General features: G+C 67.7%; 22 protein-coding genes and 1 pseudogene. 19 read left to right on the forward strand and 4 right to left on the reverse strand.

Annotated elements, in window-relative coordinates; genetic code table 11:
• The first annotated feature begins 3 nt into the window (after positions 1-3).
• From bchY to MKK88_RS25095, 11 genes are all read left to right on the forward strand, one after another.
• The gene (bchY, locus tag MKK88_RS25045; protein ID WP_244004593.1) at positions 4-1,533 is read left to right on the forward strand and encodes a chlorophyllide a reductase subunit Y; all 1,530 of its coding nucleotides are present in this window, start codon (positions 4-6) and stop codon (positions 1,531-1,533) included.
• On the forward strand, positions 1,533-2,999 hold the full coding sequence (gene bchZ / locus MKK88_RS25050) for a chlorophyllide a reductase subunit Z (protein WP_244004595.1): 1,467 nt from the start codon (positions 1,533-1,535) through the stop codon (positions 2,997-2,999). The genes bchY and bchZ overlap by 1 nt, the downstream gene beginning before the upstream one ends.
• Before the next feature lie 35 nt (positions 3,000-3,034).
• On the forward strand, positions 3,035-3,256 hold the full coding sequence (locus MKK88_RS25055) for a hypothetical protein (protein ID WP_244004597.1): 222 nt from the start codon (positions 3,035-3,037) through the stop codon (positions 3,254-3,256).
• Positions 3,257-3,381: 125 nt separating this feature from the next.
• Positions 3,382-3,618 (forward strand): light-harvesting antenna LH1, beta subunit, encoded by a 237-nt coding sequence (gene pufB / locus MKK88_RS25060; protein ID WP_012319767.1) that lies wholly within the window; start codon positions 3,382-3,384, stop codon positions 3,616-3,618.
• Between the two features lie 10 nt (positions 3,619-3,628).
• Positions 3,629-3,817 (forward strand): light-harvesting antenna LH1, alpha subunit, encoded by a 189-nt coding sequence (gene pufA / locus MKK88_RS25065; protein ID WP_243919609.1) that lies wholly within the window; start codon positions 3,629-3,631, stop codon positions 3,815-3,817.
• Between the two features lie 76 nt (positions 3,818-3,893).
• Complete coding sequence (pufL, locus tag MKK88_RS25070) at positions 3,894-4,718, forward strand: photosynthetic reaction center subunit L (RefSeq protein WP_244004599.1); 825 nt, start codon at positions 3,894-3,896, stop codon at positions 4,716-4,718.
• Positions 4,719-4,798: 80 nt separating this feature from the next.
• Positions 4,799-5,779: a photosynthetic reaction center subunit M gene (pufM, locus tag MKK88_RS25075; RefSeq protein WP_244004601.1), complete on the forward strand. Its 981-nt coding sequence runs from the start codon at positions 4,799-4,801 to the stop codon at positions 5,777-5,779.
• A 10-nt stretch (positions 5,780-5,789) separates the two neighbouring features.
• A complete protein-coding gene (gene pufC / locus MKK88_RS25080) occupies positions 5,790-6,902 on the forward strand; it encodes a photosynthetic reaction center cytochrome PufC (protein WP_244004603.1) in 1,113 nt (370 codons plus the stop codon).
• Between the two features lie 107 nt (positions 6,903-7,009).
• Positions 7,010-7,153: a DUF3096 domain-containing protein gene (locus MKK88_RS25085; protein WP_244004605.1), complete on the forward strand. Its 144-nt coding sequence runs from the start codon at positions 7,010-7,012 to the stop codon at positions 7,151-7,153.
• A gap of 165 nt (positions 7,154-7,318) precedes the next feature.
• Entirely contained in the window at positions 7,319-10,009 is a 2,691-nt protein-coding gene (gene ppdK, locus MKK88_RS25090) for a pyruvate, phosphate dikinase (protein WP_244004668.1), read from the forward strand.
• Positions 10,010-10,196: 187 nt separating this feature from the next.
• Entirely contained in the window at positions 10,197-10,451 is a 255-nt protein-coding gene (locus MKK88_RS25095) for a hypothetical protein (protein WP_244004607.1), read from the forward strand.
• 86 nt (positions 10,452-10,537) lie between these two features.
• Here MKK88_RS25095 and MKK88_RS25100 read toward each other — a convergent pair whose 3' ends face one another.
• The 3 genes from MKK88_RS25100 to MKK88_RS25110 all read right to left on the reverse strand — a co-directional run bounded on the left by MKK88_RS25100 (position 10,538) and on the right by MKK88_RS25110 (position 15,897).
• Positions 10,538-12,034 carry a DUF882 domain-containing protein gene (locus MKK88_RS25100; protein ID WP_244004609.1) on the reverse strand — a complete coding sequence of 499 codons (1,497 nt, stop codon included), beginning with the start codon at positions 12,032-12,034 and terminating at the stop codon, positions 10,538-10,540.
• Positions 12,035-12,185: 151 nt separating this feature from the next.
• Positions 12,186-14,168, reverse strand: a complete 1,983-nt coding sequence (locus MKK88_RS25105) for a murein L,D-transpeptidase (RefSeq protein WP_244004611.1) — start codon at positions 14,166-14,168, stop codon at positions 12,186-12,188.
• 244 nt (positions 14,169-14,412) lie between these two features.
• Positions 14,413-15,897 carry a sigma-54-dependent transcriptional regulator gene (locus tag MKK88_RS25110; protein ID WP_244004613.1) on the reverse strand — a complete coding sequence of 495 codons (1,485 nt, stop codon included), beginning with the start codon at positions 15,895-15,897 and terminating at the stop codon, positions 14,413-14,415.
• 247 nt (positions 15,898-16,144) lie between these two features.
• Here MKK88_RS25110 and MKK88_RS25115 point away from each other — a divergent pair, with 247 nt between their 5' ends.
• The 8 genes and pseudogenes from MKK88_RS25115 to recJ all read left to right on the forward strand — a co-directional run bounded on the left by MKK88_RS25115 (position 16,145) and on the right by recJ (position 25,657).
• Entirely contained in the window at positions 16,145-18,016 is a 1,872-nt protein-coding gene (locus MKK88_RS25115; protein WP_244004615.1) for a M3 family oligoendopeptidase, read from the forward strand.
• A gap of 27 nt (positions 18,017-18,043) precedes the next feature.
• Positions 18,044-18,298 (forward strand): annotated as a pseudogene (locus MKK88_RS34325) (AbrB family transcriptional regulator); the annotation flags it as partial.
• Between the two features lie 317 nt (positions 18,299-18,615).
• On the forward strand, positions 18,616-19,977 hold the full coding sequence (locus tag MKK88_RS25125) for an ABC1 kinase family protein (protein ID WP_244004619.1): 1,362 nt from the start codon (positions 18,616-18,618) through the stop codon (positions 19,975-19,977).
• Positions 19,978-20,098: 121 nt separating this feature from the next.
• Positions 20,099-20,392: an aa3-type cytochrome c oxidase subunit IV gene (locus tag MKK88_RS25130; RefSeq protein WP_244004621.1), complete on the forward strand. Its 294-nt coding sequence runs from the start codon at positions 20,099-20,101 to the stop codon at positions 20,390-20,392.
• Between the two features lie 209 nt (positions 20,393-20,601).
• On the forward strand, positions 20,602-21,825 hold the full coding sequence (locus MKK88_RS25135; RefSeq protein ID WP_244004623.1) for a Re/Si-specific NAD(P)(+) transhydrogenase subunit alpha: 1,224 nt from the start codon (positions 20,602-20,604) through the stop codon (positions 21,823-21,825).
• 24 nt (positions 21,826-21,849) lie between these two features.
• The gene (locus MKK88_RS25140; protein ID WP_244004625.1) at positions 21,850-22,305 is read left to right on the forward strand and encodes a proton-translocating transhydrogenase family protein; all 456 of its coding nucleotides are present in this window, start codon (positions 21,850-21,852) and stop codon (positions 22,303-22,305) included.
• A gap of 4 nt (positions 22,306-22,309) precedes the next feature.
• Positions 22,310-23,707, forward strand: a complete 1,398-nt coding sequence (locus MKK88_RS25145; RefSeq protein ID WP_244004627.1) for an NAD(P)(+) transhydrogenase (Re/Si-specific) subunit beta — start codon at positions 22,310-22,312, stop codon at positions 23,705-23,707.
• 132 nt (positions 23,708-23,839) lie between these two features.
• A complete protein-coding gene (gene recJ / locus MKK88_RS25150) occupies positions 23,840-25,657 on the forward strand; it encodes a single-stranded-DNA-specific exonuclease RecJ (protein ID WP_244004629.1) in 1,818 nt (605 codons plus the stop codon).
• A 7-nt stretch (positions 25,658-25,664) separates the two neighbouring features.
• On the opposite strand, the gene MKK88_RS25155 is transcribed toward recJ, so the two are convergent.
• A complete protein-coding gene (locus tag MKK88_RS25155) occupies positions 25,665-26,159 on the reverse strand; it encodes a CAP domain-containing protein (RefSeq protein ID WP_244004631.1) in 495 nt (164 codons plus the stop codon).
• Positions 26,160-26,277: the final 118 nt, after the last annotated feature.

Genomic DNA, 26,277 nt, shown 5'->3' on the forward strand with positions numbered 1-26,277 from the left:
CGCATGGCCGTCTCCCTCGACATCGCCGATCTGCGGGCCCGCAAGGCGCCGGCCACCATCGATCTCGCCGCCGCGCAGGCCGACGGGCTCGGCTGTCACGCCGGCAAGGACGCGATGGTGGCGGCCGCGGAAGCCGCGGGCATGTCGGAGACGCTGGCGCAGCTGCGCAGCGACTATCCACAGGGGCCGCACGACCAGCCGCAGAGCATGTGCCCCGCCTTCGGCTCCCTGCGGGTCGGGTTGCGCATGCGCCGCACCGCCACGATCCTCTCGGGCAGCGCCTGCTGCGTCTACGGCCTGACCTTCACGTCGCATTTCTACGGGGCGAAGCGCAGCGTCGGCTACGTGCCGTTCAATTCGGAGACGCTGGTCACCGGCAAGCTGTTCGAGGACATCCGCGAGGCGGTCCACGCCACCGCGAAGCCTGAGGATTACGACGTTGTCGTCGTCATCAACCTCTGCGTACCGACCGCCTCGGGGGTGCCGCTCCGTCTCCTGCCAAAAGAAATTGGCGGCGTCCGGGTGATCGGCATCGACGTGCCGGGATTCGGCGTCCCGACCCATGCCGAAGCCAAGGATGTCCTGGCCGGCGCCATGCTGAAGGTCGCTCGTGCGGAGGCCGAGCAGGGTCCGGTTGCAGCACCCCGCGGCGGCCGTTCGGAGCGCCCGAGCGTAGCGCTGCTGGGCGAGGTGTTTCCGGCCGATCCGGTGGTGATCGGCGGGCTGTTGGAGCCCCTGGGGCTGTCGGCCGGGCCGGTGGTGCCGACCCGCGAGTGGCGCGAACTCTACGCCGCCCTCGATTGCGCCGCGGTGGCCGCCATCCATCCATTTTACACGGCCTCGCTCCGCGAGTTCGAAGCGGCCGGTCGCCCGATCGTCGGCTCGGCCCCGGTGGGGGTCGACGGCACCGCCGACTGGCTCGACCGGATCGGCGAGGCCTGCGGCGTGCCCCGCGCCACCGTCGAGTCGGCCAAGAACCGGATCCTGCCGGGCATCCGCGGTGCCCTCGGCGCCATGCCGATCAAGGGCCGGATCACGCTCTCGGGCTACGAGGGCTCGGAACTGCTGGTGGCGCGCCTCCTCGTCGAGAGCGGCGCCGAGGTGCCCTATGTCGGCACCGCCTGCCCGCGCACGCCCTGGTCGGAGGCCGATCGCGACTGGCTGGAAGCCCGCGGCACGCAGGTGCAGTACCGGGCCTCGCTGGAGGACGATCTCTACGCGCTCGAGTCGCTCAAGCCCGATCTCGCGATCGGCACGACACCGGTGGTGCAGCGGGCCAAGGAGCGCGGCACCCCGGCGCTCTACTTCACCAACCTGATCTCGGCGCGCCCGCTCATGGGCGCGGCCGGCGCCGGATCGCTCGCCACGGTGATCAACGCCGCGCTGGGCAACATGGCGCGGTTCGACGCCATGCGCGACTTTTTCAAGGGCGTCGGCACCGGACATGCCGCCGGCGTCTGGCAGGAGGTCCCGCAGAAGCGTCAGGGCCCGAAGATCGAGGGCCCCAAGAAGCCGATCGGGGAGATGGCCTGATGCTCATCCTCGATCACGACAGGGCCGGCGGCTACTGGGGCGCGGTCTACGTCTTCACGGCGATCAAGGGCCTGCAGGTCGTCATCGACGGTCCCGTCGGCTGCGAGAACCTGCCGGTGACTTCGGTGCTGCACTACACCGACGCGCTGCCGCCGCATGAATTGCCGATCGTCGTCACCGGCCTCGCCGAGGAAGAACTCGGTCGCCACGGCACCGAGGGTGCCATGAAGCGCGCCCACGCCACCCTGGATCCGGGCCAGCCCAGCGTGGTGGTGACCGGCTCCATCGCCGAGATGATCGGCGGCGGCGTGACGCCGGAGGGCACCGGCCTCCAGCGCTTCCTGCCGCGCACCATCGACGAGGACCAGTGGCAGGCGGCCGACCGGGCCATGCGCTGGCTCTGGCAGGAATACGGGGCCAAGAAATTCGCGAAGTCGGGCATCCCGGCCCGGCCCGAGAGGAAGCCCGGCGAGAAGCCGCGGGTGAACCTGATCGGCCCGGCCTACGGCACGTTCAACATGCCCTCCGACCTCGCCGAGATCCGGCGGCTGGTCGAGGGGATCGGCGCCGAGGTGAATCTGACCTTCCCGCTCGGCGCGCACCTCGCGGACGTGCCCAAGCTCGTGAATGCCGACGCCAATATCTGCCTCTACCGGGAGTTCGGCCGGTTGCTCTGCGAGGATCTGGAGCGGCCCTACCTGCAGGCGCCGATCGGCGTGCTCTCGACCACCAAGTTCCTGCGCTCGCTCGGTGCGACCCTCGGCCTCGATCCGGAGCCGTTCATCGAGCGCGAGCGCCACACCACGATCAAGCCGATCTGGGATCTCTGGCGCTCGGTAACGCAGGATTTCTTTGGGACCGCGAGCTTCGGCATCGTCGCGACCGAGACCTACGCCCGCGGTGTGCGCCATTTCCTCGAAGACGAGATGGGCTTGCCCTGCCACTTCGCCTTCGGACGCTCGGCCGGGCTGAAACCCGACAACGCGGCCGTTCGCGCTGCCATCGCCGCCAAGCCTCCGTTGGTGCTGTTCGGCTCGTTCAACGAGCGGATGTACCTCGCGGAGTGCGGTGCCCGAGCGACTTACGTGCCAGCCTCGTTCCCCGGGGCGATCATCCGGCGGCACACCGGTACGCCGTTCATGGGCTACGCCGGCGCGACCTATCTCGTGCAGGAAGTCTGCAACGCCCTGTTCGACACGCTCTTCCACATCCTGCCGCTCGCCCGCGACATGGACAAGGTCGAGGCCACCCCGGCGCGGCGCCACGCGGAGCTGCCCTGGGACGAGGCTGCCCGGCAAGCGCTGGAAGCCCTGGTCGAGGCGCAGCCGGTGCTCGCCCGCATCTCGGCCGCCAAGCGCCTGCGCGACGCCGCCGAGCGCGCCGCCCGCGATGCCGATTCCGATGCCGTGGCGCCCGCCCATGTGGCGCGCGCCCGTGCCGACTTCGCCGGGGGGATCCCCGCGTGACCCTGCCTTTCCCAATCCCCAGAGGAGACCTGACGATGCGCACGATGGTCCCGACCGCCCGCCAGCACCAAGAAGAGATCCAGTTCCGGCTGATCCTGGCGGCGACCTACCCGTTCTTCCTCGCCGCCGCCACGCTGAACCGGTTCCGGCCCGCCCGCGAGGTCGCCCGTCCGGGCCTCGTGCCGGCGCGGCGGTCCGTCTTCGGGGAGGCCCGCGCCATGGCGGTTCAGGCCATCCCCTTCGCCTTCATGGGCTGATTGCCCTGATCGAGATGCTTCCGTCCGGTGACGCGGGGGAAGTCGAGCCGGGGGCGCCGCGAGGTCTCACGGCTGTACCCGTCGCGCCTCGCCAGAGGCGCGGCCAACACACGGAGGTCTGAACGATGGCGAGTGGACCCGTCACAACAGAAAGACCGAGCAGCCTGTCCGGGCTGACGGAACCGGAAGCCAAGGAGTTCCACGCGATCTTCCTGACGAGCTTCCTCATCTTCACGGCGATCGCCGTGGTCGCCCACATCCTCGTGTGGCTGTGGCGTCCGTGGCTCCCTGGACCGCAGGGCTACGCCTCCCTTGAGGGCGTCCGCGATGCGGCCCACGCCCTCGTCACGATGATCGGCTGAGGAGGCTCGAATGCACAAGGTCTGGTTGCTGTTCGATCCGCGGCGCACGCTGGTGGCTCTGTTCACCTTCCTCTTCATCCTGGCGCTGCTGATCCACTTCATTCTGCTCTCGACCGACCGGTTCAACTGGCTGGAAGGTCCGAAGGCCAACAAGCAGGCGAACGCCATCACGCTGGCGCTGCCGCAACTGCCGGCCTGACGTCCGGTCCGGACCGCGGCGCGCGAGGGCCGCGGTCACCCCTGTCTTCTCTCGGCCTGATCGAGGAGCCGCCGCCATGGCGATGCTGAGCTTCGAGCGCAAATACAGGATCCGCGGCGGCACGCTGCTCGGCGGCGACCTGTTCGACTTCTGGGTCGGACCGTTCTTCGTCGGATTCTTCGGCGTCGTCGGGCTGTTCTTCACCGTGCTCGGCACGGCGCTGGTGATCTACGGCGCGGCGATCGGGCCGACCTGGAACATCTGGCAGATCAACATCGCGCCGCCCGACATCAGCTATGGCCTGAAGCTCGCGCCCCTCAAGGAAGGCGGCCTCTGGCAGATCATCACCATGTGCGCTCTGGGATCGTTCGTGTCCTGGGCTTTGCGCGAGGTGGAAATCTGCCGCAAGCTCGGCATCGGCTACCACGTGCCGGTGGCGTTCGGCATGGCGATCTTCGCCTATTTCACCCTGGTGGTGATCCGCCCGTTCCTGATGGGTGCCTGGGGCTACGGCTTCCCCTACGGTATCCTCAGCCACCTCGATTGGGTGTCCAACACCGGATACCAATATCTCCACTTCCACTACAATCCGGCGCACATGCTGGCGGTGACATTCTTCTTCACCACGACTTTGGCGCTCGCCATGCACGGCGGCCTGATCCTCTCGGCGACGAACCCGAAGAAGGGCGAGACCGTCAAGACGCCCGAGCACGAGGACACGTTCTTCCGCGATACGATCGGCTACTCCATCGGCACGCTGGGCGTGCATCGGCTCGGCCTGTTCCTGGCCCTGGCGGCAGGGTTCTGGAGCGCGGTCTGCATCGTGATCAGCGGCCCGTTCTGGACACAGGGCTGGCCGCAATGGTGGGGCTGGTGGCTCAACCTGCCGGTGTGGGGATGAGGGCGGCAAGGCAAGCGGCACGACACGGATAACACGGGGCCCGCCGCCGTCTGGGCGCGGATCCTCGGGGGAGGCAGGCCATGGCCTATTATCAGAACATCTTCACGCAGGTTCAGGTACGCCCGCTGAAACCGGAACACGGGGTGCCGGTTTCGGTCGATGACCGGGTCGGCAAGCCATTCAACAGCTATCTGTTCGGGCTGATCGGCAACAGTCAGGTTGGGCCGATCTACATCGGCTACATCGCGGCCCTGTCGATCACCTGCGGGCTGATCGCCTTCGAGATCATCGGGCTCAACATGTGGGCCTCGGTGAACTGGGATCCGATCCAGTTCGTCCGGCAATTGCCGTGGCTCGCCCTCGAACCACCGCTGCCCAAATACGGGCTCCGCGTGCTGCCGCCGCTGAACGAGGGCGGCTGGTGGCTGATCGCCGGTTTCTTCCTCACCGCCTCGATCCTGCTCTGGTGGGTCCATCTCTACCGGCGGGCGAGGGCGCTCGGGCTGGGCACCCATGTGCCGTGGGCCTTCGCGTCGGCGATCTGGCTCTACCTCGTCCTGGGCTTCATCCGCCCGGTCTTGATGGGCTCGTGGTCGGAGGCGGTGCCATTCGGCATCTTCCCGCATCTCGATTGGACGGCGGCATTCTCGCTCCGCTACGGAAACCTGTTCTACAACCCGTTCCACATGCTTTCGATCACGTTCCTCTACGGATCGACGCTCCTGTTCGCGATGCATGGCGGCACCATTCTGGCCTGCTCGCGCTACGGCGCCGAGCGCGAAATCGACCAGATCGTCGATCGCGGCACCGCCACCGAGCGCGCCGCCCTGTTCTGGCGCTGGACCATGGGCTTCAACGCCACGATGGAGTCGATCCACCGTTGGGCGTGGTGGTTCGCGGTGCTGACGACGCTGACCGGCGGCATCGGCATCCTGCTCACAGGCACCGTGGTCGACAATTGGTACCTCTGGGCGGTCAAGCACCACGTCGCCCCCAACTATCCGCAGGTCTACGGCCCGATCGTGGATCCCGCCCATCTCGCACCCGGCCCGAGGCCGTGAGGAGGCCGTCATGAAGACGATTCTGGCGGTTGTCGGAGGCGCGCTCGCGCTGTTCCTCACCATCGCGATGTTCGGTGGCGCGGGCTGGACCCATCCGCCCATGGCGGTCAAGCAGACCGGCTTTCGCGGCACCGCGATGGACCTGATCCGTACCCGGGCCGGCAATGAGGCGCTGGCGGAGGCCAACCGGGCGCCGGCACCGGCCGATCCCGCGGAACCCGGCGGGGAGAAGGCCTCCGCGGTCTACGAGAACGTGCAGGTTCTCGGCGATCTTTCAGCTGAGCAGTTCAACCGCATCATGGTGTCGATCACCGAATGGGTCGCGCCGCAGCAGGGCTGCACCTACTGCCACAGCACCGAAAACATGGCCTCCGACGAGCTCTACCAGAAGCGTGTCGCCCGGCGCATGTTTCAGATGACGCAATACATCAACTCGTCCTGGAAAGAGAATCACGTCCACGAGGCGGGCGTGACTTGCTACACCTGCCACCGGGGCAATCCGGTGCCGGCGAATATCTGGTTCGACCATCCGATCCAGGGCGCCGGGCGGTTCATCCCGCGCAACAACAGCCAGAACCTCGCCTCGCCTCAGGTCGGCAACACCTCGCTGCCCTACGACGTGTATCAGGCCTTCTACCAGCACAAGGAGACGTCCGAGGATGCGATCCGGGTCAACGCCACCACGGCGCTGCCGGAATCCAAGGGCAAGCCGATCCAGGATGCCGAAAAGACGTTCGGCCTGATGATCAGCATGTCGCAGTCCCTCGGCGTGAACTGCACCTTCTGCCACAACACCCGCTCGGTGGCGCAGTGGGATACGAGTACGCCCAATCGCGTCCACGCTTGGTATGGGATCCGCATGGTGCGGGACCTCAACCAGGACTACATGACGCCGCTCACCTCGACTTTCCCGCGCAACCGGCTCGGCGCGCTCGGGGACGCGCCGAAAATCTACTGCGCGACCTGCCACAACGGCGCCAACAAGCCGCTGAACGGTGCCAAGGTGATCGAGCCCTATCCGGAACTGTCGCACCCGACGGTCGCGGTGAACCTGCCGACCGGCGAGGCCAAGGATCCGATCCCGGGAACGCAGACGCCGACACCTATCCCGACAAAGCCATGATGTGAGCGGCGGCGGAGCTTACGGCTCCGCCGCCCGCAAGCCACAGGGAACCTCCGGCGGGTAAGGACGTCGATATCGACGGCCAAGCTCGGCCTTACGAGGCACCCATGACGATCACCATCTCGAATCTCCAGCCGCTCATCGCGATCCTGGCCGGGATCCTGATCCTCGTGATGCCGCGGCTCCTGAATTACATCGTCGCGATCTACCTGATCGTCATCGGTGTCATCGGCCTGGGAATATTGCGCTGAGCCGCGGCGCGCCCGGGCGGGGGCGTCACGCCTGACAGACCGTCGCCACCGTCAGCCGCGTGCGCACAACGCCATCGCGCGTTCATCTTGCGTTGCGGTGCGGGATGGTCCAACCCCGCCCATCAGCTCGGCCGGAGCCGGGCATCTGAGATGGACGGGATCGACATGGCGACCGACAGCGCGAAGTGGGTCTATGCCTTCGGCGACGGCAAGGCGGAGGGCAAGTCGCAGATGCGCGACCTGCTCGGCGGCAAGGGCGCCAACCTCGCCGAGATGTCGAACCTCGGCCTGCCGGTACCGCCCGGCTTCACCATCACCACCGAAGTCTGCACCTACTATTACGATCACGGCAAGGCCTACCCGCCGGAGCTGAAGGATCAGGTCGCCGCCGCGCTCGCTCAGATCGGCGCCCTGACGGGCCGCAAGTTCGGCGACAGCACCAACCCGCTCCTCGTCTCGGTCCGCTCGGGCGCCCGCGCCTCGATGCCCGGCATGATGGACACGGTGCTGAATCTCGGCCTCAACGACGAGACCGTACTGGCGTTGGCCAAGGAAGCCGACGACGAGCGCTTCGCCTACGATTCCTACCGTCGCTTCATCACCATGTACTCGAACGTGGTGCTGAACGTTGAGCACCACGCCTTCGAGGAGGCCCTGGAGCAGTACAAGGAGACCAAGGGTTTCGAACTCGATACCGAGCTCGGTGCCGGCGACTGGAAGACCCTGATCCAGACCTACAAGAAAATCGTTCGCGAGGAGCATGGCTCGGATTTCCCGCAGGGGGCCGACGACCAGCTCTGGGGCGCGATCAGCGCTGTCTTCGATTCCTGGATGATCCCGCGCGCCAAGAAGTACCGCGAGTTGAACAACATCCCCGAGAGCTGGGGCACGGCCGTCAACGTCCAGGCGATGGTGTTCGGCAACATGGGTGACACCTCGGCGACCGGCGTCGCCTTCACCCGCAATCCCTCGACCGGCGAGAAGGCGCTTTACGGCGAGTTCCTGATCAACGCCCAGGGCGAGGACGTGGTGGCGGGTATCCGCACCCCGCAGAACATCACCGAAAAGGCCCGGATCGAGGCCGAGAGCGACAAGCCTTCCATGGAGAAGGCCATGCCCGAGAGCTTCGCGGAGCTCACCCGGATCTACGGGATCCTGGAGAGCCACTACCGCGACATGCAGGACATGGAATTCACCATCGAGAAGGGGAAGCTCTGGATGCTCCAGACCCGCAACGGCAAGCGCACGGCCAAGGCCGCCCTGCGCATCGCCGTGGACCTGGCGGGCGAGGGGCTGATCTCGAAGGAGGAGGCGATCGCCCGGGTCGAGCCCGGTGCCCTCGACCAGCTGCTGCACCCGACCATCGACCCGAAGGCCGACCGCAAGGTCATCGCTTCGGGCCTGCCGGCCTCGCCCGGGGCGGCGACCGGTGAGATCGTGTTCAACTCCGAGGATGCGGAGGCCCACCGCAAGGCCGAGCGCAAGTGCATCCTGGTGCGGATCGAGACCTCGCCCGAGGACATCCACGGCATGCATGCCGCGGAGGGCATCCTGACCACCCGCGGCGGCATGACCAGTCACGCGGCCGTGGTCGCCCGCGGCATGGGCAAGCCCTGCGTGTCGGGCGTCGGGTCGATCCGCATCGATTACAAGGCACAGACCCTGACGGTTGGCGGCGTGACGCTGAAGGCCGGCGACAGGATCACCATCGATGGCTCGACCGGTCAGGTGATCCAGGGCGAGGTGAAGATGCTGGAGCCCGAGCTGTCGGGCGACTTCGCCACGCTGATGGAATGGGCAGACGCGTTCCGGGTCATGAAGGTGCGGGCGAATGCCGACACCCCGACCGATGCCCGCACTGCCCGCAACTTCGGCGCCGAGGGCATCGGGCTCTGCCGCACCGAGCACATGTTCTTCGAGGGGGACCGCATCATCGCGGTCCGCGAGATGATTCTCGCCGACGACGCCGAGGGCCGCCGGGCGGCTTTGGCGAAGATCCTGCCTTACCAGCGGCAGGATTTCCGGGAGCTGTTCACGATCATGTCCGGCCTGCCGGTCACGATTCGCCTCCTCGACCCGCCGCTCCACGAATTCCTGCCGCATACCGACGCCGAAGTCGCCGAGGTCGTGAAGGCGACCGGCGTGGCCGAGGAGAAGATCCGGCACCGGATGCGCGAACTGTCCGAGCACAACCCGATGCTCGGCTTCCGCGGCTGCCGCCTCGCGATCGCCTTCCCGGAGATCGCAGAGATGCAGGCCCGGGCGATCTTCGAGGCCGCCGTGCAGGCTGCGGCCGATACCGGCCAAGCGGTCACCCCCGAGGTGATGGTTCCGCTGGTCTTCACCCGCGCCGAGTTCGACATCGTGAAGGCGCGGATCGACGCCATGGCAAAGGCCGTGTCGGAGGAGAAGGGCGCGACCCTCGACTACCAGGTCGGCACCATGATCGAGCTGCCGCGGGCGGCGCTGAAGGCCGGTGAAATCGCCGAAACCGCCGAGTTCTTCTCCTTCGGCACCAACGATCTGACCCAGACGGCGCTCGGCATCTCCCGCGACGACGCCGCGACCTTCCTCGGCCCCTATACCCAGAAGGGAATCCTACCGGCCGACCCGTTCATCACCATCGATCAGGAGGGCGTGGGCGAGCTGGTGCGGATCGGCGTGGAGCGGGGCCGCAAGACCCGGCCGAATATCAAGCTCGGCATCTGCGGAGAGCACGGCGGTGACCCGGCCTCGGTCGGCTTCTGCCAGGAGGTCGGGCTCGATTACGTCTCCTGCTCGCCCTACCGGGTGCCGATCGCCCGCCTCGCAGCCGCCCAGGCGGCCCTTGGGAAGGTTTCCGGCAAGGAAGGCTGAGCGACCCGGGGAGGGCGCGCGCGCCCTCCAACCAAGTCTCAACCAAGCACGAGAAAAGCCGTTGAAAATGCCGGCTCGCTCGACGAACTCGACCGGAGATCCGACGTTGACCTATTGAGCCGATGGATCGAGCGTGTCTCTTTTCGATCCGCGGCGGGTCTTACGTCACCCGTCAGAAGCACCGGCCATGATCCGATCCGATCCCGCACCCCTGTGCCTCGGCGAACCGCCGGCCGTCGCCGTGGCACCCCGCGCCGCCATGCGCGCCTATCTGGCGCTCGTTGCAACGCTGGGCGGGGTGGTCACATGCGGGATGCTGATGATGTCGGTGGCAACCAACAGCGGCGCCGAGGCCGATCGTATCGCCTCGATGCAGGATGGCGGCTACGCGGCGACTCTGGTGGCGGCGCTGAGCATCAACCTCTCGAAGCCCCTGCGCTGACGTCTTCCGACCGGCCACCGCTCACAGCCGCCCAACCGGGATCCGGACCATAGACAGGTGCGGTCGGGGTTGCGACTTCGGTCAGCTTAACGCCCCCCGGAGGCGGCCCGTGTCGCCGATCCGGTGAACCGGGCCGCCTCAAGATCGTCGCCCGGACTGCGGGTGCTGAACCGCGTCGTCGTACGCTCCGGCGCCGCGGTCACAACGGCGGCGGGCGCGGTGTCGCGGACGCGCGTCGCGGCGATCCGGACGGGCGCGCCGCGGCTCGCCGGTGTCGCGACGGGACCGGACGCGACGGCGTCGAAGAGGGCGCGTAGCTGCACCTTGGCGTCGGCATCCGGGGCGACCAGGGTACGGGTACGGGTCGGCTCGGCGGGAACAGGCTTCGCCAGCGCGCGGATCTCGGTTGCGGCTGGAAGGTTGGCCATGCCGCTGTTCAGCGCGGCGAACTGCACCGGTCGCGGCGGCGGCAACGGCATGGTGAGCGCCGCTACGACGGCAGCGAGATCGGACGGTCGGCGCGGCGGAAGCGGCGCCACCACGGCGGCGATGGCCTCCTCCGCGCTCGAGGTTGGCGGTACGGCGGTGAGCAGAGCCTTCGCGTCGGTACCCTTCGGGTCGGGCGCCTTCGCCATCTCGCGCTGGATGAGGGAGCCGCGCAGGGCATCGTCGGCGGCGGGCGCCGCGTAGGCGAGGGCGGTACGGGTCCCGACCGGATCCTGCGGATCGGCACTCGCCACTGCGACAAGAGGTGCGCGACGGGTCCTGGTCGCCACCGCCACCGGTGGCGGAGCCGGCGCCGGCTCGGACTTGCCGCCACCGAACAGGCTCGCCAGGAAGCCGAACAAGCCGGGCCCGTCCTCCTCCTCGCCGCTGGCCATCTGCGTGGTGATACCCGCCACGGTGCCGCCGCGGGACAGGATCTCGGCCTTCGCCTCCTCGTAGCGGGGGAACGGACGGTTGTCGCTCGGCAGCAGCACCGTCTTGCCGTCCGGGAACAGGCGCGCAAGCTGATCGTGGGTCATGCGCGGCCACATCCGAACCGAGCCGACATCGAGATGGATGAACGGCGTGCCGGCATGCGGATACCAGCCGACGCCGCCGCGCTGCATCTGAAGACCAACCTCGCGGATCCGGTCGATCGATACGTCCGGCAGGTAGAAATCCATCGCCTTGCCGAGCATATGCTGGCTGTATTCGGCGACCATCTTCGAGCGGCGGCGCAGCATCGCGTTGGTGCCCGGCGAACGATAGGCCGACACGATATGGATTGCCTGACCGGAGCCGACCTGGCGATAGGCCTCCCAAACGGTGTCGAACAGGCGCGGATCCATCTTGGTGGGCTCGTTGATGCGCCAATCGCGCAGGAGCCAGTTCAGCTGATCGAGCGCCGCGCGGTCGTAGCGCCCGTCACGCTTGAACGTGATGGTCGCGCTTTCCTGCGTGTGCGTGTGGTAGATCGTCAGCGTGCGGGTGTCGCCGTTGGCGACCGCGTCCTCGGTTTCGGCGGTCCCCGCCAGGAACCCGAGCGCGATGCCCGAGAGGGCGAGGACGAGCTTTCGAAGGGGGAGAAGGCTCGGCACGACGGTCCTGATCCTCTCCCGCCCGCAGCAATCATTGCCGGGCGCCTCCGGCTGTCGCGGAAACGGCTAAGGCTGGACCGTGGCAAAATCGTGCCCGGATGTGTGGCCGCGCACGTGAAAGTTGCGAGATCGGCTGCCGATGACCCGGCGCCTACCAGTAGCTCCGCGGCGCACCCTGCTGCGGCGCCGGGGTCCACAGCCCGGGCTCACCGTATTCAGGGGCGTCATCGGCCCGTGCAGCACGGCGCAGATGGCGGCGCGGCGGCTCGGCCTCCTCGTAGCGTCCGGTCGGCCATTCATCAGCCACATGGCGATGGGGCCATCGGCGCTGGGCGCTGTGTGTCTTCGGCGGCATCGGCACAGCCTCGGCCTTGCGCCTGGGCGCCTCGTCCGGCAGCCGGGCGACCGCTGCGCCGCCGCCGCCCGGCAGACCGAGCGCCGCGCGCATCGGGGCATCATAGCCGTAGAGATCGGGCAGGGTCCGGTAGGTGCCGCCATCGTCCACGTAGGCCGTGAAATAGGCGAGGTGGACCGGCAGCTTCTCGGGCAACCGAAGCGTGCGCTCGCCCTTGCCGATCAGCTTCTTGAGGCGCTCGGCGGACCAATCCGGCAGCACCACGTCGGCAAGGCGGAACGGATCGTCCACGCGCACGCAGCCATGGCTGAAGTCGCGCTTGGATGCGGAGAACAGCGAGCGGTTCGGCGTATCGTGGAGGTAGACCGCGTGCTGGTTCGGGAACATGAACTTGATGAAGCCGAGCGCGTTCCGCTCACCCGGAGGCTGGCGCAGCGAGATATGACCCCCGTGTCGGACGACCTCGTATCCGCCCCAGGTCTTGCCGCCGTAGCCGGCAAGCTTCGGCGCCATCGTCTTCAGGATCGAGGGCGGCACATACCAGGACGGGTTGACGACCGCGTATTCCATCAGCCCTGAGAACAGCGGCGTACGCGAGTCCGGCTTGCCGACGATGACCCGGGCCTCGTCGCGCAGGACACCGCCGCGATAGGCGCGCAGTCGATATTCCGGCACGTTGACCAGGATGTAGTTGGCGCCGAGATCCCCCGGCAGCCAGCGCCACCGCTCCATGTTGACGATCAGTTCGGCCTCGCCGCCGGTCAGACGGCCAGCATGGCCGGCATCGGCAAGGGCCAGCACGGTCTGAACGTTCAGGATGCCGGTGGCGGGCAGCCCGCGACCGCGCTGAAACTTGCTGACCGCGTCGGCGACCACGGAATCGTAGGTGTCCGGCTCGCCGGGACCCTGATCGAATGTGCCGGCCGGCCTGCTCTCAAGGCCGAAATGCGCGCGCAGCAGCGGCACGCGGGCATCGCGCATGCCGAGCCGCAGGGCCGGACCGGACGGCAGTCGCAGCGGCTTGACCGCGCTCGGCGCCGGGCCGCGCAGAGCGGCGAGCCGGGCCTTCAGCGCTAGGTAGCCGGGCGTCGCCGGATTGTAGGCCTGAAGCGCTTCGCCAGCCTTCGCGCCGGCATCGCTGAGCTTGGTCAGCACGTCGTTGCCGGAGGGCAGGTCGAGATGCGGGGTGATCAGCCGTGAGATCGACGCGAGGTTGATCCGACCGCCGCGCGCGTCCCGGGCGTAGAGCACGGCCGCCGCGGACAGGCGCAGATCGGCGTCCGCAATCGCCTTGTCGTCCGGCTTCTCGGACAGAGTGGGAGTCGTGTAGGCATGGGCGTCGAGACCATCCTCACCGGCAGCCGCCAAGCGGGCCGAGACGGACTTGGCGGCCTCGGTCCAGCCGCCGTCGGCGACCCAAAGGGGCTTGCCTGCCCGAGCCTCGTAGAACGACCGGATGGCGTCGCGATCCTTGGTCGTCAGTCGCAGCAGGAGTGGCGCCGGATCGCCGACCCGGGCGAGCACCGCCGCGCCGAGGGGATCGGTCGGGGCGACGGGTGCGGAGGCCGCCGGCGCCGGCTCGGCGGCGGGGACTTCGGGCTTATAGTCCGGCAACGCGGTCGGTGCTTGGTCCGGAGGCGCGGTCGGCGTTGGCGCCACCGAGATCGGCGCAGTGAGGGACGGATCGAGCGCAGCGGTTTCGGCAGCCAGGGCGGCCGTGGCCACCGAGCCGGTCAAGAGGGCGGCCAGCGCCATGAGGCTTGAGCGCGGGACGCGCATCGTGATCTCCCGGGGAGCGGCGACAGGACCGCACGCGCAGATTGTGATTATCCGCGCAAGCGTGGCATTCAGCAACCGCAGTCGTTCCCAGTAGAGAGTTCGATCTGTTGGAGCTGGTTGGTTATCGAAGCTGTCGAAGCCTCAACTTGATCGGTGCTCAACCGTTATCGCGTAGCAGTTTCGCAATTGGTTCGCGGCTCGCGGCGGTACGGTCGCCCCGTGCGCTAGCGCACCCAACGCTCCGTCAGGCCGCGTCCTCACCCTTCTCGTCGCCTTCGAGACCAAGATCCTTCAACTTGCGATAGAGGGTGGATCGACCGATCCCGAGGCGGCGCGAGACTTCCGACATACGCTGACGGTAGAACTGCAAGGCGTAGCGGATGATCTCGGCTTCGAGCACATCCATCGGCTTCATCTCGCCGGTTTCCTCGGCGACCAGCGACATCGTATGCGGATCGCGAACCTCGACGCGCACGATCTCGCGCACCGGCTCCGGGGCGTAGGCCGGCATCACGGGCTGGCTCGGCAGAGCCGGGATACGAACGTCGAAGCCCTCGACCTGCGCGGCGATCTGCGGAAACTCGGCCACCGTCAGTTCGTCGCCATCGGCCAAGACCACGGCGCGAAACAGCGCGTTCTCCAACTGACGGACATTCCCGGGCCAGGGGTAGCGGGTCAGGAGCGCCATCGCTTCCGATGTGATCGCCCGAACGCGCTTGCCCTCCTCGGCGGAGAAGCGCGCGCAGAAGGAGCGGACGAGATCGGGGATATCCTCCCGGCGCGCCCGGAGCGGCGGCAGGGTCATCGGGAAGACGTTGAGGCGGTAATAGAGATCCTCGCGGAATTTGCCCTGCTTCACGAGATCGAGGAGCGAACGGTTGGTCGCAGAGACGAGGCGGATATCGACCCGCACCGCGCGCTTGCCACCCACAGGATCGACTTCGCCCTCCTGCAACGCGCGCAGCAGCTTCACCTGCGCGTCGAGGGGCAATTCACCGATCTCGTCAAGGAACAGGGTGCCGCCCGAGGCCTCCACGAACTTGCCGGCATGCTTCTCGGTGGCGCCCGTGAACGCCCCCTTCTCGTGGCCGAACAGGGTCGATTCCACGAGATTTTCCGGGATCGCCCCGCAATTGACCGTCACGAACGCCTTGCCGCGCCGGTCGCCCGACCCCTGGATCGCCCGGGCCAGGACCTCCTTGCCGACGCCGGATTCGCCCTCAATCAAAACGGGGATGTTGGACTTCGCCGCCCGCTCGGCGAGGCGGATCACCCGCTCCATGTCGGGGCTTTTGGAGGCGAGATCCTTGAAGGTCAGCGCCCCGGAGGCCCGGCGGCGCATGCGGCGCACCTCCTCTTCCAGGGTATCGACCCGCAGGGCGTTCTTGATCGAGACCTGCAAGCGCTCCGCGCCCGCCGGCTTGACCACGAAGTCGACCGCGCCGGCCCGCATCGCCGTCACCACCGCGTCGATCGACCCGTTGGAGGTCTGAACGATGACCGGCGTCGCCAGGCCGCTCTTGCGCATCTCGGCCAGCACGCCGAGCCCATCGAGGCCCGGCATCACCAGATCGAGGAGCACCACGTCGGCGCCCTCGGATTTGAGCACGATCAGCGCGTCGGCGCCGTTTTCGACCACCCGCGCCTCGAAGCCGAACCGGCGCACCGCCGCCTCGGCGAGGCGACGCTGGACCGGATCGTCGTCCACGATAAGCACGGTGGTGGACATGGCGGCTCCCTGACCGGCACGCGGACCGGACCGGAGGCGCGGGAGCGATCCCGGTCGTCGGTTCCGATTCGGCAGCTGTTTCGTTTCGAGCCGGAGGGTGAACCACAGACGTAAAGTGGCGCTTAACGACGTTTGCAGCGCTCGGTTGGGGATCGGCCGGGCGCGTCGGCAACGCGCCGCGTTGAACGCGTGGCGGCCCGCTCGATATCAGGCTACGGAGCCAAGCCCCGTGAAAGGAATGCACGACATGATGCCGAGCCCCACCGCGTCGCCGGTGACCGTCCGCCTGCCCGAGGGCGTGAGCGCCGCGCGCGCCGCCGCGAAGGCGGCCGACCTCGGTGTCCTCCCGGAATGGGATCTGTCGGACCTCTATGCGGGCATCGACGATCCGAATTTCTCTGTCGACATGACCCGGGCCGAGGAGGAATGCCGCCGCTTCTCCGAGACCTATGCCGGGCGCATTGCGGCGATCGTCAGCGGCGCCGATGCCTCCGCGGCCCTCGCCGAGGCCGTGCGGACCTATGAGGGAATCGAGGATCTGCTCGGCAAGCTCATGTCGTTCGCCGGCCTCGTCTATTCCGGCGATACGACCGATGAGGCCCGGGCCAAGTTCTACGGTGACACCCGCGAGCGCCTGACCAACGCGTCGGCCGACCTCCTGTTCTTCGCCCTCGAACTGAACCGGGTCGAGGATGCCGTGATGAATGCCGCGATGGCGGAGGGGCCGCTCGCCCGATACGCGCCGTGGATCGAGGATCTGCGCCGGGAGAAGCCGCACCAGCTCGATGACCGCACCGAGAAGCTGTTCCTCGAGAAGTCGGTGACCGCGAACGCCGCCTGGGACCGGCTGTTCAACGAGACCATCGCGTCGCTGCGCTTCACCGTGCAGGGCGAGGAGATGCCGCTTGAGCCGACCCTCAACAAGCTTCAGGACGCTGATGGGGCCGTCCGCAGGGAGGCCGCGGGCGCGATCAGCACGGTGCTGCGCGGGCATCTGCGGGTGTTCACGCTGATCACCAACACACTCGCCAAGGATAAGGAGATCTCCGACCGCTGGCGCGGCTTCAAGGACGTGGCCGATGCGCGCCACCTCTCCAACCGGGTCGAGCCCGAGGTGGTGGAGGCCCTGGTCGATGCCGTGCGGGCGGCCTATCCACGCCTGTCGCACCGCTATTACAAGTTGAAGGCGCGATGGTTCGGGCAGGAGGCGCTGCACTACTGGGACCGGAATGCGCCGCTGCCGAAGGTCGAGCAGCGCACGATTCCGTGGACTGAGGCGCGCGATACGGTCCTGTCGGCCTACGATGCCTTCTCGCCGAAGATGGCCGGCATTGCGAAGCGCTTCTTCGACGATCGCTGGATCGACGCGCCGACGCGGCCCGGTAAGGCGCCCGGCGCCTTCGCGCACCCGACCGTGCCTTCGGTCCACCCCTACGTGCTGGTCAATTACCAGGGCAAGCCCCGGGACGTGATGACCCTCGCCCACGAACTCGGCCATGGCGTCCATCAGGTGCTCGCCGGCCCGAACGGCGCGCTGATGGCGCCGACGCCCCTGACTCTGGCCGAGACCGCAAGCGTGTTTGGCGAGATGCTGACCTTCCGCAAGCTGCTTGCCGCCACCACAGACACGACCCAACGTCGCGCGATGCTCGCCGCCAAGGTCGAGGACATGATCAACACGGTGGTCCGCCAGATCGCCTTCTATTCGTTCGAACGGAAGGTACACCTCGCCCGCGCCAAGGGAGAGCTGACGACCGACCAGATCAACGCCCTCTGGCTGTCGGTTCAAGCGGAATCACTGGGTCCGGCAATCACATTGGATTCGGGCTACGAGCCCTATTGGGCCTACATCCCGCACTTCATCCACTCGCCGTTCTATGTCTACGCCTACGCGTTCGGCGATTGCCTCGTGAACTCGCTTTACGGGGTCTACGCCCGGGCCGAGGAGGGCTTTGTGGACCGGTACTTCGCGCTGCTCGGGGCCGGCGGCTCGAAGCCCTACGGCGAGCTGCTCGCGCCCTTCGGCCTCGACGCGAAGGATCCGGGCTTCTGGCAGATCGGGCTCGGGATGATCGAGGGGATGATCGTGGAGCTGGAGGGCATGGAAGGGCAAGGGTGAGACAGCGCTTCCGACACGGCATCCTGGATGTCATACCGATCGTATGACATCCAGGAGTTGATGCCGAAGCTTGAAGTCAAGCGTGTTGGGAACTCAACCGGGCTCATCCTGCCGAAGGAACGTCCGGGCAAGCGCAATCTGCTTCAGGGTGATTGGCTCGGCGTGACGGAAAATTCGGACGGCTCCGTCCGGCCGTCGCCTGACGATCCGGCCTTCGGTAAGGGCATGACGGTCGCCGAGGAGGCAATGAAGACCGATCGCAATGCCCTGGCGGAACTCGCAGTACGCGCACCGGTCAGGGGATCGAGAGGCTCACGAGTGAGCTCCTTCCGGCCATTCACGCTCAGCAGCTTCGGCTCTTTGGCGAGCCGCCATGATTGCGTGACGTTCCCCGGGATAACGGCATCGATTTCATTGCCGACAAGGCGGAGGCGGAGCTGGTGATCCGCGGCCCCGCCGTCGGCGAGATCGACGAATCCGGCTTCACCCGCTGGATCCGCGTTCCAGGCCGGCCTGACCGCGGCGCAGGGCCCCACGCCCCTGGTGCCCGACCCGGCGAGGCATATCTGCATTCCGGCAGCAGACAGACAGATCGAGACATGGCCGAGATCGACCGCGAAGCCAATCGCTTCTCCGCCCGGGCGGGGCGCTACGCCAGCGTCGGCGCGAATGTCGGGGGCGTGGCCGCCCGCATGGCGATGGCCCGCCTGTTCGGCAAGGAGGGCACGACCAACGCCGCCGCCCTGGCGCAGGCGCTGGGCGGCCTGAAGGGCCCGATCATGAAGGTCGCGCAGCTCCTGGCCACCGTACCCGACCTGCTGCCACCGGAATACGCCACCGAATTGCAGAAGCTTCAGGCCGATGCGCCGCCCATGGGCGCCGCCTTCGTCCGCCGCCGGATGCAGTCCGAACTCGGCGCCGGGTGGCAGGGGCGATTCGGCAGCTTCGATCTGAAGCCCGCCGCGGCCGCCTCGCTTGGCCAGGTTCACCGCGCCACCGCGAAAGACGGCGAGCGACTGGCCTGCAAGCTCCAGTATCCGGACATGCAATCGGCGGTCGAAGCCGATCTCAAGCAGCTCGAGGTGGCGTTCGCCCTCCACCGGCGGATGAATTCCTGGCTCGACACGCGGGAGATCGCCAAGGAGATCGGCGCGCGCGTGCGCGAGGAGCTGGATTATGAGCGCGAAGCCAAGCACGCCGCCCTGTACGGCGCAGTGCTCAAGGACATCGCGGCGGTCCGTGTTCCCGAGGTTTTCCCCGATCTCTCCACCAAGCGCTTGCTGACGCTCGGCTGGCTCGATGGCGACAAGATCCTGGGCTTCGCCGAGGAGCCGGTCGAAATCCGCAACCGCATCGCGCAGGCGATGTTCAAGGCGTGGTGGCATCCGTTCAGTCGGGCCGCGGTCATTCATGGCGACCCGCATCTCGGCAACTACACGGTGTTCTCGGAGGGCGGGGAAGCCGCTGGAATCAACCTGCTCGATTACGGCTGCGTGCGCATCTTTCACCCCCGCTTCGTCGGCGGCGTGGTGGATCTCTACCGGGGGTTGCTGGAGAACGACTCTGCCCGCATCGTGCACGCCTACGAGGTCTGGGGCTTCAAGGATCTGGACAAGGAGAAGATCGAGATCCTGAACATCTGGGCACGGTTCATCTACGGACCGCTCCTCGAAGACCGTACCCGCACCGTCGCCGACGGTGTGAAGCCCGGCGAGTATGGCCGTCGCCAGGCCTTCGAGGTGCATCAGGCTCTGAAGGAGCGGGGCCCCGTCACCGTTCCGCAGGAATTCGTGTTCATGGACCGCGCCGCGGTGGGTCTCGGCGCCGTCTTCCTCCACTTGCGCTCGGAGCTGAACTACCACCGGTTGTTTGAGGCCGAGATCGAGCATTTCTCGCTGGACGATCTCGCGGAACGCCAGGGCCACGCCCTGGCCGAGGTCGGGTTGCCGAAGCCGGTATGACGGGCCGCTGAACCTCTATCGGGGCGGTGATCAATTGCGTGCGTCCGATTGCGGCAGTTAAACGCTTGAGCTACATCCCACCGTGACCGCAAGAAGTCGCGTCTAAGGGAACGAGCGCACGATGGCTGAGAGTGATACGGTGGCCGGACACAGCTACAGCCCGGCGATGGACGCGAAGACCCACGAGCAGACCTATCGCGGCTTCGTCCGCTTCGTCGAGATCGCGACGGGCGTCGTGATCTGCTGGGTTCTGGCCCTGGCGATCGGCGGCGTCCGCGAAGCTTGGCTGCTGGCGATCGTGGGCGTCATCGCCTCGGGTGCAGCCGGTGCAGTTGGTGCGCTCGCCCCGGCGGTCGGATGGCGCGGCCCTCTCGTGGTCGGCATCCTGCTGCTGCTCTACCTCTTCTTCGCGTAAGCTGATCCCCTCTGGTCCGAGGGACCGGATCCGCCGTTCCAATATCCCATCCGGGCCTGCCGGAGAGGGCCTCTTGTGCACGGCGTGCAATTTAATTGAGCACAAGTTACATTCGAACCTGTTTCATCGCAGTCTCTTAGGTCCGCATCTCGCAAAGCCGCGCCGGTTCGCGCATTCGGGATGCCGAGCTTATCCAGAGGAATCCGCGCATGCGTATTGCTGTGCTGTCCGAGACGGACTCCGCGGAGCCGCGCGTTGCTGCGGTTCCCGAGACCGTGAAGAAATTCAAGGCCCTCGGTGCCGACGTCGTGGTGCAATCCGGAGCGGGCAAGAAGGCCGGCATCCTGGACGACGAGTATGAGGCGGCCGGGGCCAGCATGGTCGGCAGCGCCGCGGATGCCGCGCGGGACGCCGACCTTATCCTGAAGGTCGGCCGGCCGAGTGCCGAAGAGCTGCCGCACTTCAAGCGCGACGCCGCCGTGGTGGCGATCATGGACCCCTACGGCAACGACGACGCCCTCAAGGCCATGGCGGATGCCGGCGTGGCGGCCTTCTCGATGGAGCTGATGCCGCGCATCACCCGCGCGCAGGTGATGGACGTGCTGTCCTCGCAGGCGAACCTCGCAGGCTACCGGGCTGTGGTGGACGGCGCTGCCGAGTACGGCCGCGCGATGCCGATGATGATGACCGCCGCCGGCACCGTGCCGGCCGCCCGCGTCTTCGTGATGGGTGTCGGCGTCGCGGGCCTTCAGGCCATCGCCACGGCCCGTCGCCTCGGGGCGGTCGTGACCGCGACCGACGTGCGTCCGGCCACCAAGGAGCAGGTCGAATCGCTGGGCGCGAAGTTCGTCGCCGTCGAGGACGATGAGTTCAAGCAGGCCGAGACCGCAGGCGGCTACGCCAAGGAGATGTCTGAAGGCTATCGCGCCAAGCAGGCCGAACTGGTCAAGGGGCACATCGCCAAGCAGGACATCGTCATCACCACGGCCCTCATCCCCGGTCGGCCGGCGCCGAAGCTGGTTTCGGAGGAGATGGTGGCGTCGATGAAACCCGGCTCGGTCCTCGTCGATCTGGCGGTCGAGCGCGGCGGCAACGTCGCCGGCGCCAAGCCCGGCGAGATCGTCACCACGGAGCGGGGGGTGAAGATCGTCGGACACACCAACGTGCCGGGCCGACTCGCCGCCACCGCATCGAGCCTCTACGCGCGCAACCTCTACGCCTTCGTCGAGACCCTGATCGACAAGGAGTCGAAGGCGCTGAACATCAAGTGGGACGACGAGCTCGTGAAGGCGACCAACCTCACCCGCGACGGCTCGGTGGTCCACACATCCTTCCAACCGAAGACCGATGGGCCCGCCTCGGAAGCCGCGTCCCTGGGTCTCGCCAAGTCCGAGGCCGGCAAGGGCTCCGCCGCCGCCTCGAGCGCGCACTAAGACCCCGTCGCGAGGAGTAGCAGAATGGCAACCGTCATCGTCCCTCCCGACCAAGCGGCCGATCAGGCCCGCGTGCTGGCCGACGCGGCCCGCGCCGCCGCCGCTGTGGCGCAGAACGCCGCGAATCAGGCTCAGGTCATCGCCGATGGCATGGGCCACGGGCTCAGCGCAGCCACCGGCGGGGCCGTCGACCCGACCGTGTTCCGGCTCGCGATCTTCGTCCTGGCGATCTTCGTCGGCTATTACGTGGTCTGGTCGGTGACCCCGGCCCTGCACACGCCGCTGATGTCGGTTACCAACGCGATCTCCTCGGTGATCATCGTCGGCGCGATCCTCGCGGTCGGCGTGCCGCTGATCGAGAAGGGCACCGGGCTGGCCCGGTTCTTCGGCTTCATCGGCATCGTGCTCGCCAGCGTGAACATCTTCGGGGGCTTCCTCGTCACGCAGCGCATGCTCGGCATGTACAAGAAGAAGGGCTGAGCTCGTGTCAGAGAACGTCTCCTCCCTTCTCTATATCGTCTCCGGCGTCCTGTTCATCATGGCGCTGCGGGGGCTCTCCCACCCCACCACCTCCCGGCAGGGCAACCTGTACGGCATGGTCGGCATGGGGCTCGCCATCGTCACCACCCTGGTCGGACATCCGCCGGCCGGCTTCGGCGCCTGGATCCTGGTTCTGCTCGGATTGGGGCTCGGCGGCGGCGCCGGCGCTGTGATCGCCAAGCGCGTGTCGATGACCGCGATGCCGCAGCTCGTGGCGGCCTTCCACTCGCTGGTGGGCCTCGCAGCGGTGTTCGTGGCGGCCGGCGCGCTCTACGCGCCGCAGGCCTTCGGCATCATCGAGAACGGTCACTATCACAAGCAGTCGCTGTTCGAGATGGGCCTGGGCGTCGCCATCGGCGCCATCACCTTCACGGGTTCGGTGATCGCATTCGCCAAGCTCGACGGGCGGATGTCCGGCAAGCCGATCATGCTGCCGCAGCGTCACCTGATCAACGCGCTGCTGGCCGCCGGCCTCGTGCTGCTTCTCGCGCTGTTCATCGGCACCGAATCGAAGGCCCTGTTCTGGCTGATCATCATCGCCTCCCTGGTGCTGGGTGGCCTGATCATCATCCCGATCGGCGGCGCCGACATGCCGGTGGTCGTGTCGATGCTCAACTCCTACTCGGGCTGGGCGGCGGCCGGCATCGGCTTCACCCTCGGCAACCTCGCGCTGATCATCACCGGCTCGCTGGTCGGCTCCTCGGGCGCGATCCTATCCTACATCATGTGCCACGCGATGAACCGGTCGTTCATCTCGGTCATCCTCGGCGGCTTCGGCGGTGATACCGCCGCGGCCGGCTCGGGTCAGGTCGAGACCCGGCCGGTGAAGCAGGGCTCGGCCGACGATGCCGCCTACATCATGAAGAACGCCGAGCGGGTCATCATCGTCCCGGGCTACGGCATGGCGGTCGCCCAGGCGCAGCATTCGCTGCGCGAGATGGCCGACATGCTGAAGAAGGAGGGCGTCGACGTGAAGTACGCCATCCACCCGGTCGCGGGCCGTATGCCGGGACACATGAACGTGCTGCTCGCCGAGGCGAACGTGCCGTACGACGAGGTGTTCGAGCTGGAGGATATCAACGGCGAATTCCCGCAGGCGGACGTCGCCTTCGTGATCGGCGCCAACGACGTCACCAACCCGGCTGCGAAGACCGACAAGGCCTCGCCGATCTACGGCATGCCGATCCTCGACGTGGAGCGGGCCAAGACCGTGCTGTTCATCAAGCGCGGCATGGGCTCGGGCTACGCGGGCGTCGAGAACGAGGTGTTCTTCCGCGACAACACGATGATGCTGTTCGGTGACGCCAAGAAGGTGGTGGACCAGATTCTGAAGACCTTCTGACGCTTCAGCATCGGTACGGATCTGTGGGGGGCGGGCCGTGGGGCCCGCCCCGTTTCGTTTTGATCGAACGGACGGCGGGCTGTTGCCACGGCGCCCGGGATTTCACGGCGCCACCAGTGTAGGTTGCCGCCCGTGTCATCCGCAGCGCTCCTCGTCGATCCGCCAGCCTTTCTGGGTGTAGCCGCCTCTGTCACCGGCCGACGCTGGCAGGAGCGGTGCGGCGGCGCCGTCGTGCAGAATCAGATCGCCAAGATGGTGCAGGCCCATGGGCTGCCGGAGCTTCTGGCGCGGGTTCTCGCCGGCCGAGGCGTGAGCCCCGAGGATGTCACCCGCCATCTCGCGCCGCGCCTGCGCGACCTGATGCCCGATCCCGATACGTTGCTCGACATGGACGCCGCGGTTCGGCGCCTCGTGCGCGCCGTGCGCCGAGGCGAGACCGTGGCGGTGTTCGGCGATTACGATGTGGACGGCGCCGCCAGCGCCGCCCTGCTGGCCGGTTATCTGCGCGGCCTCGGCATCCGGGCGCCGATCCACATCCCGGACCGGATCACCGAGGGCTACGGCCCCAATGTCGGGGCCATCACAGCCCTCGCGGCGGATGGCGCGACCCTTCTGGTCTGCGTCGATTGCGGGACGAGCGGTCACGCGCCCCTCGAAGAGGCGGAGAAATCTGGTCTCGACGTGATCGTCCTCGATCACCACGCCGCCGCCGAAGTGCTGCCGCCGGCCCGCGCCGTGGTGAATCCGAACCGGCTCGACGACCTCTCGGGCCTCGGACATCTCTGCGCCGCCGGCGTGGTGTTCCTGACGCTGGTCGCCCTGAATCGCGCCCTGCGCCGCGAGAATTTTTTCGGACCGAACCGACCGGAGCCCGTTTTGACCGACGCCCTCGACCTCGTCGCGCTGGCGACCGTGGCCGATGTGGTGCCGCTCACCGGCCTGAACCGGGCCTTCGTGAACCAGGGTCTGACGGTGATGCGCCATCGTGGCCGCACCGGGCTCGCGGCTCTGCTCGATGCCGCCTCGCTGAGCGAACCGCCGGAGGCGTGGCATCTCGGCTACGTGCTCGGGCCGCGCATCAATGCCGGCGGGCGCATCGGCGATTCCGGCCTCGGCGCCCGGCTGCTCACCACGGCGGATCCCGCGGAAGCGACGCGCATCGCCGCCGAGCTCGATCACCTCAACCGCGAGCGGCAGGCCATCGAGGCGCAGGCCGTGATGGAAGCCGAGGCCGAGATGGATCGCGCCGTGACCCTCGATCCCGCCCGGACCGTGCTGGTGGCGGCGAGTGCCGCATGGCATCCAGGCGTCGTCGGCTTGATCGCGTCGCGGCTGAAGGAACGGTTCAACCGTCCGTCCTTCGCCTTCGCGCTCCGCCCGGATGGCAGCACCACCGGCTCGGGCCGCTCGATCCCCGGGGCGGATCTGGGCCTCGCCGTGCGCGCCTGTGTCGAGGCTCGGATCGCCACCAAGGGCGGCGGTCACGCCATGGCGGCCGGCGTGACCCTCCGGACCGACGACATTCCGCGCTTCGAGGCGCATCTCGCCCTGCTGCTCGGGTCGAGCGTCGCGTTAGCGCGCGCGGCGGATGCCCTGCTGATCGACGGGAGCCTCAGTGCCGGCGGGGCCACGGCCGAGACGGTGCGGCTGTTCCAGAAGGCCGGGCCGTTCGGCCAGGGGGCACCGGAACCGATCTTCGCCCTGGGTCGTCATCGGCTGGTCGATGCGGGCGTCGTGGGATCGAGCCATGTCCGGGCCCGCCTGCGCAGCCGCGACGGTCAGGCCGTGGGCGCCATCTGCTTCCGGGCGGCCGAGCGGCCCCTCGGCCTCGCCCTGCTGAACGGCATCGGCCGTGAGATGCACGTGGCCGGCACCTTGTCGTGCGATCGGTGGCGCGGGGCCGAGCGGGCGCAGTTGCGGATCGTCGACCTCGCCCCCGCCGATCTTTGATGCGGGGTCAGCCGCCCGCCATCACCAGGGCCCAGAAGCGCTTGTAGCGCGTGTCGGGGGCATCCACCCGGGCGATCCCGATCCGGCGGATCTGCGGGAGAAGCATGTTCTTGTTGTGCTCCGGGCTGGCCTTCCAGCGGGCGAGCACCTGCTCGAGGGTTTCGGACCCCGCGCTCAGATTTTCCGCCGCCCAGGATTTCGCCAGTCCGGCCGACGCCATGCGTGACGTGAAGCTGCCGCCGATCTCGTGACTGAGCTGCCCATGGCGCGCGTTGTTGCCGGCTTGGAACGCGGCGGCCTTCACCAGAACCGGATCCACCACGACGGGGCTCAGCCCGTGCTGAACGCGATAAGTCGAGATGGCTGCGGCAGCCGCCACTTCATCGAGCACGGCCGTATGCGTCGCGTTCTCGACCGTCGGCTCAGGCGAGAAGGTCAGGCCGCCGCACCCGGCGAGGGTGAGCAGAAGAGCAGCGGTGAGGATGCGAGTGAGGTTCGGCACGGTCCGGACGGCGGTTTGTCGAGATTGGGCGCTTCCCTCCTGCTCACGTGCGGCGAAAGCGCGGCGGCCCTCGCTCACCGCAGCCTGTTCAAGCCGAGTGTGTCACTGAGGCCACAGC

This window comes from Methylobacterium sp. E-005, assembly GCF_022829725.1.
Taxonomy (GTDB): domain Bacteria; phylum Pseudomonadota; class Alphaproteobacteria; order Rhizobiales; family Beijerinckiaceae; genus Methylobacterium.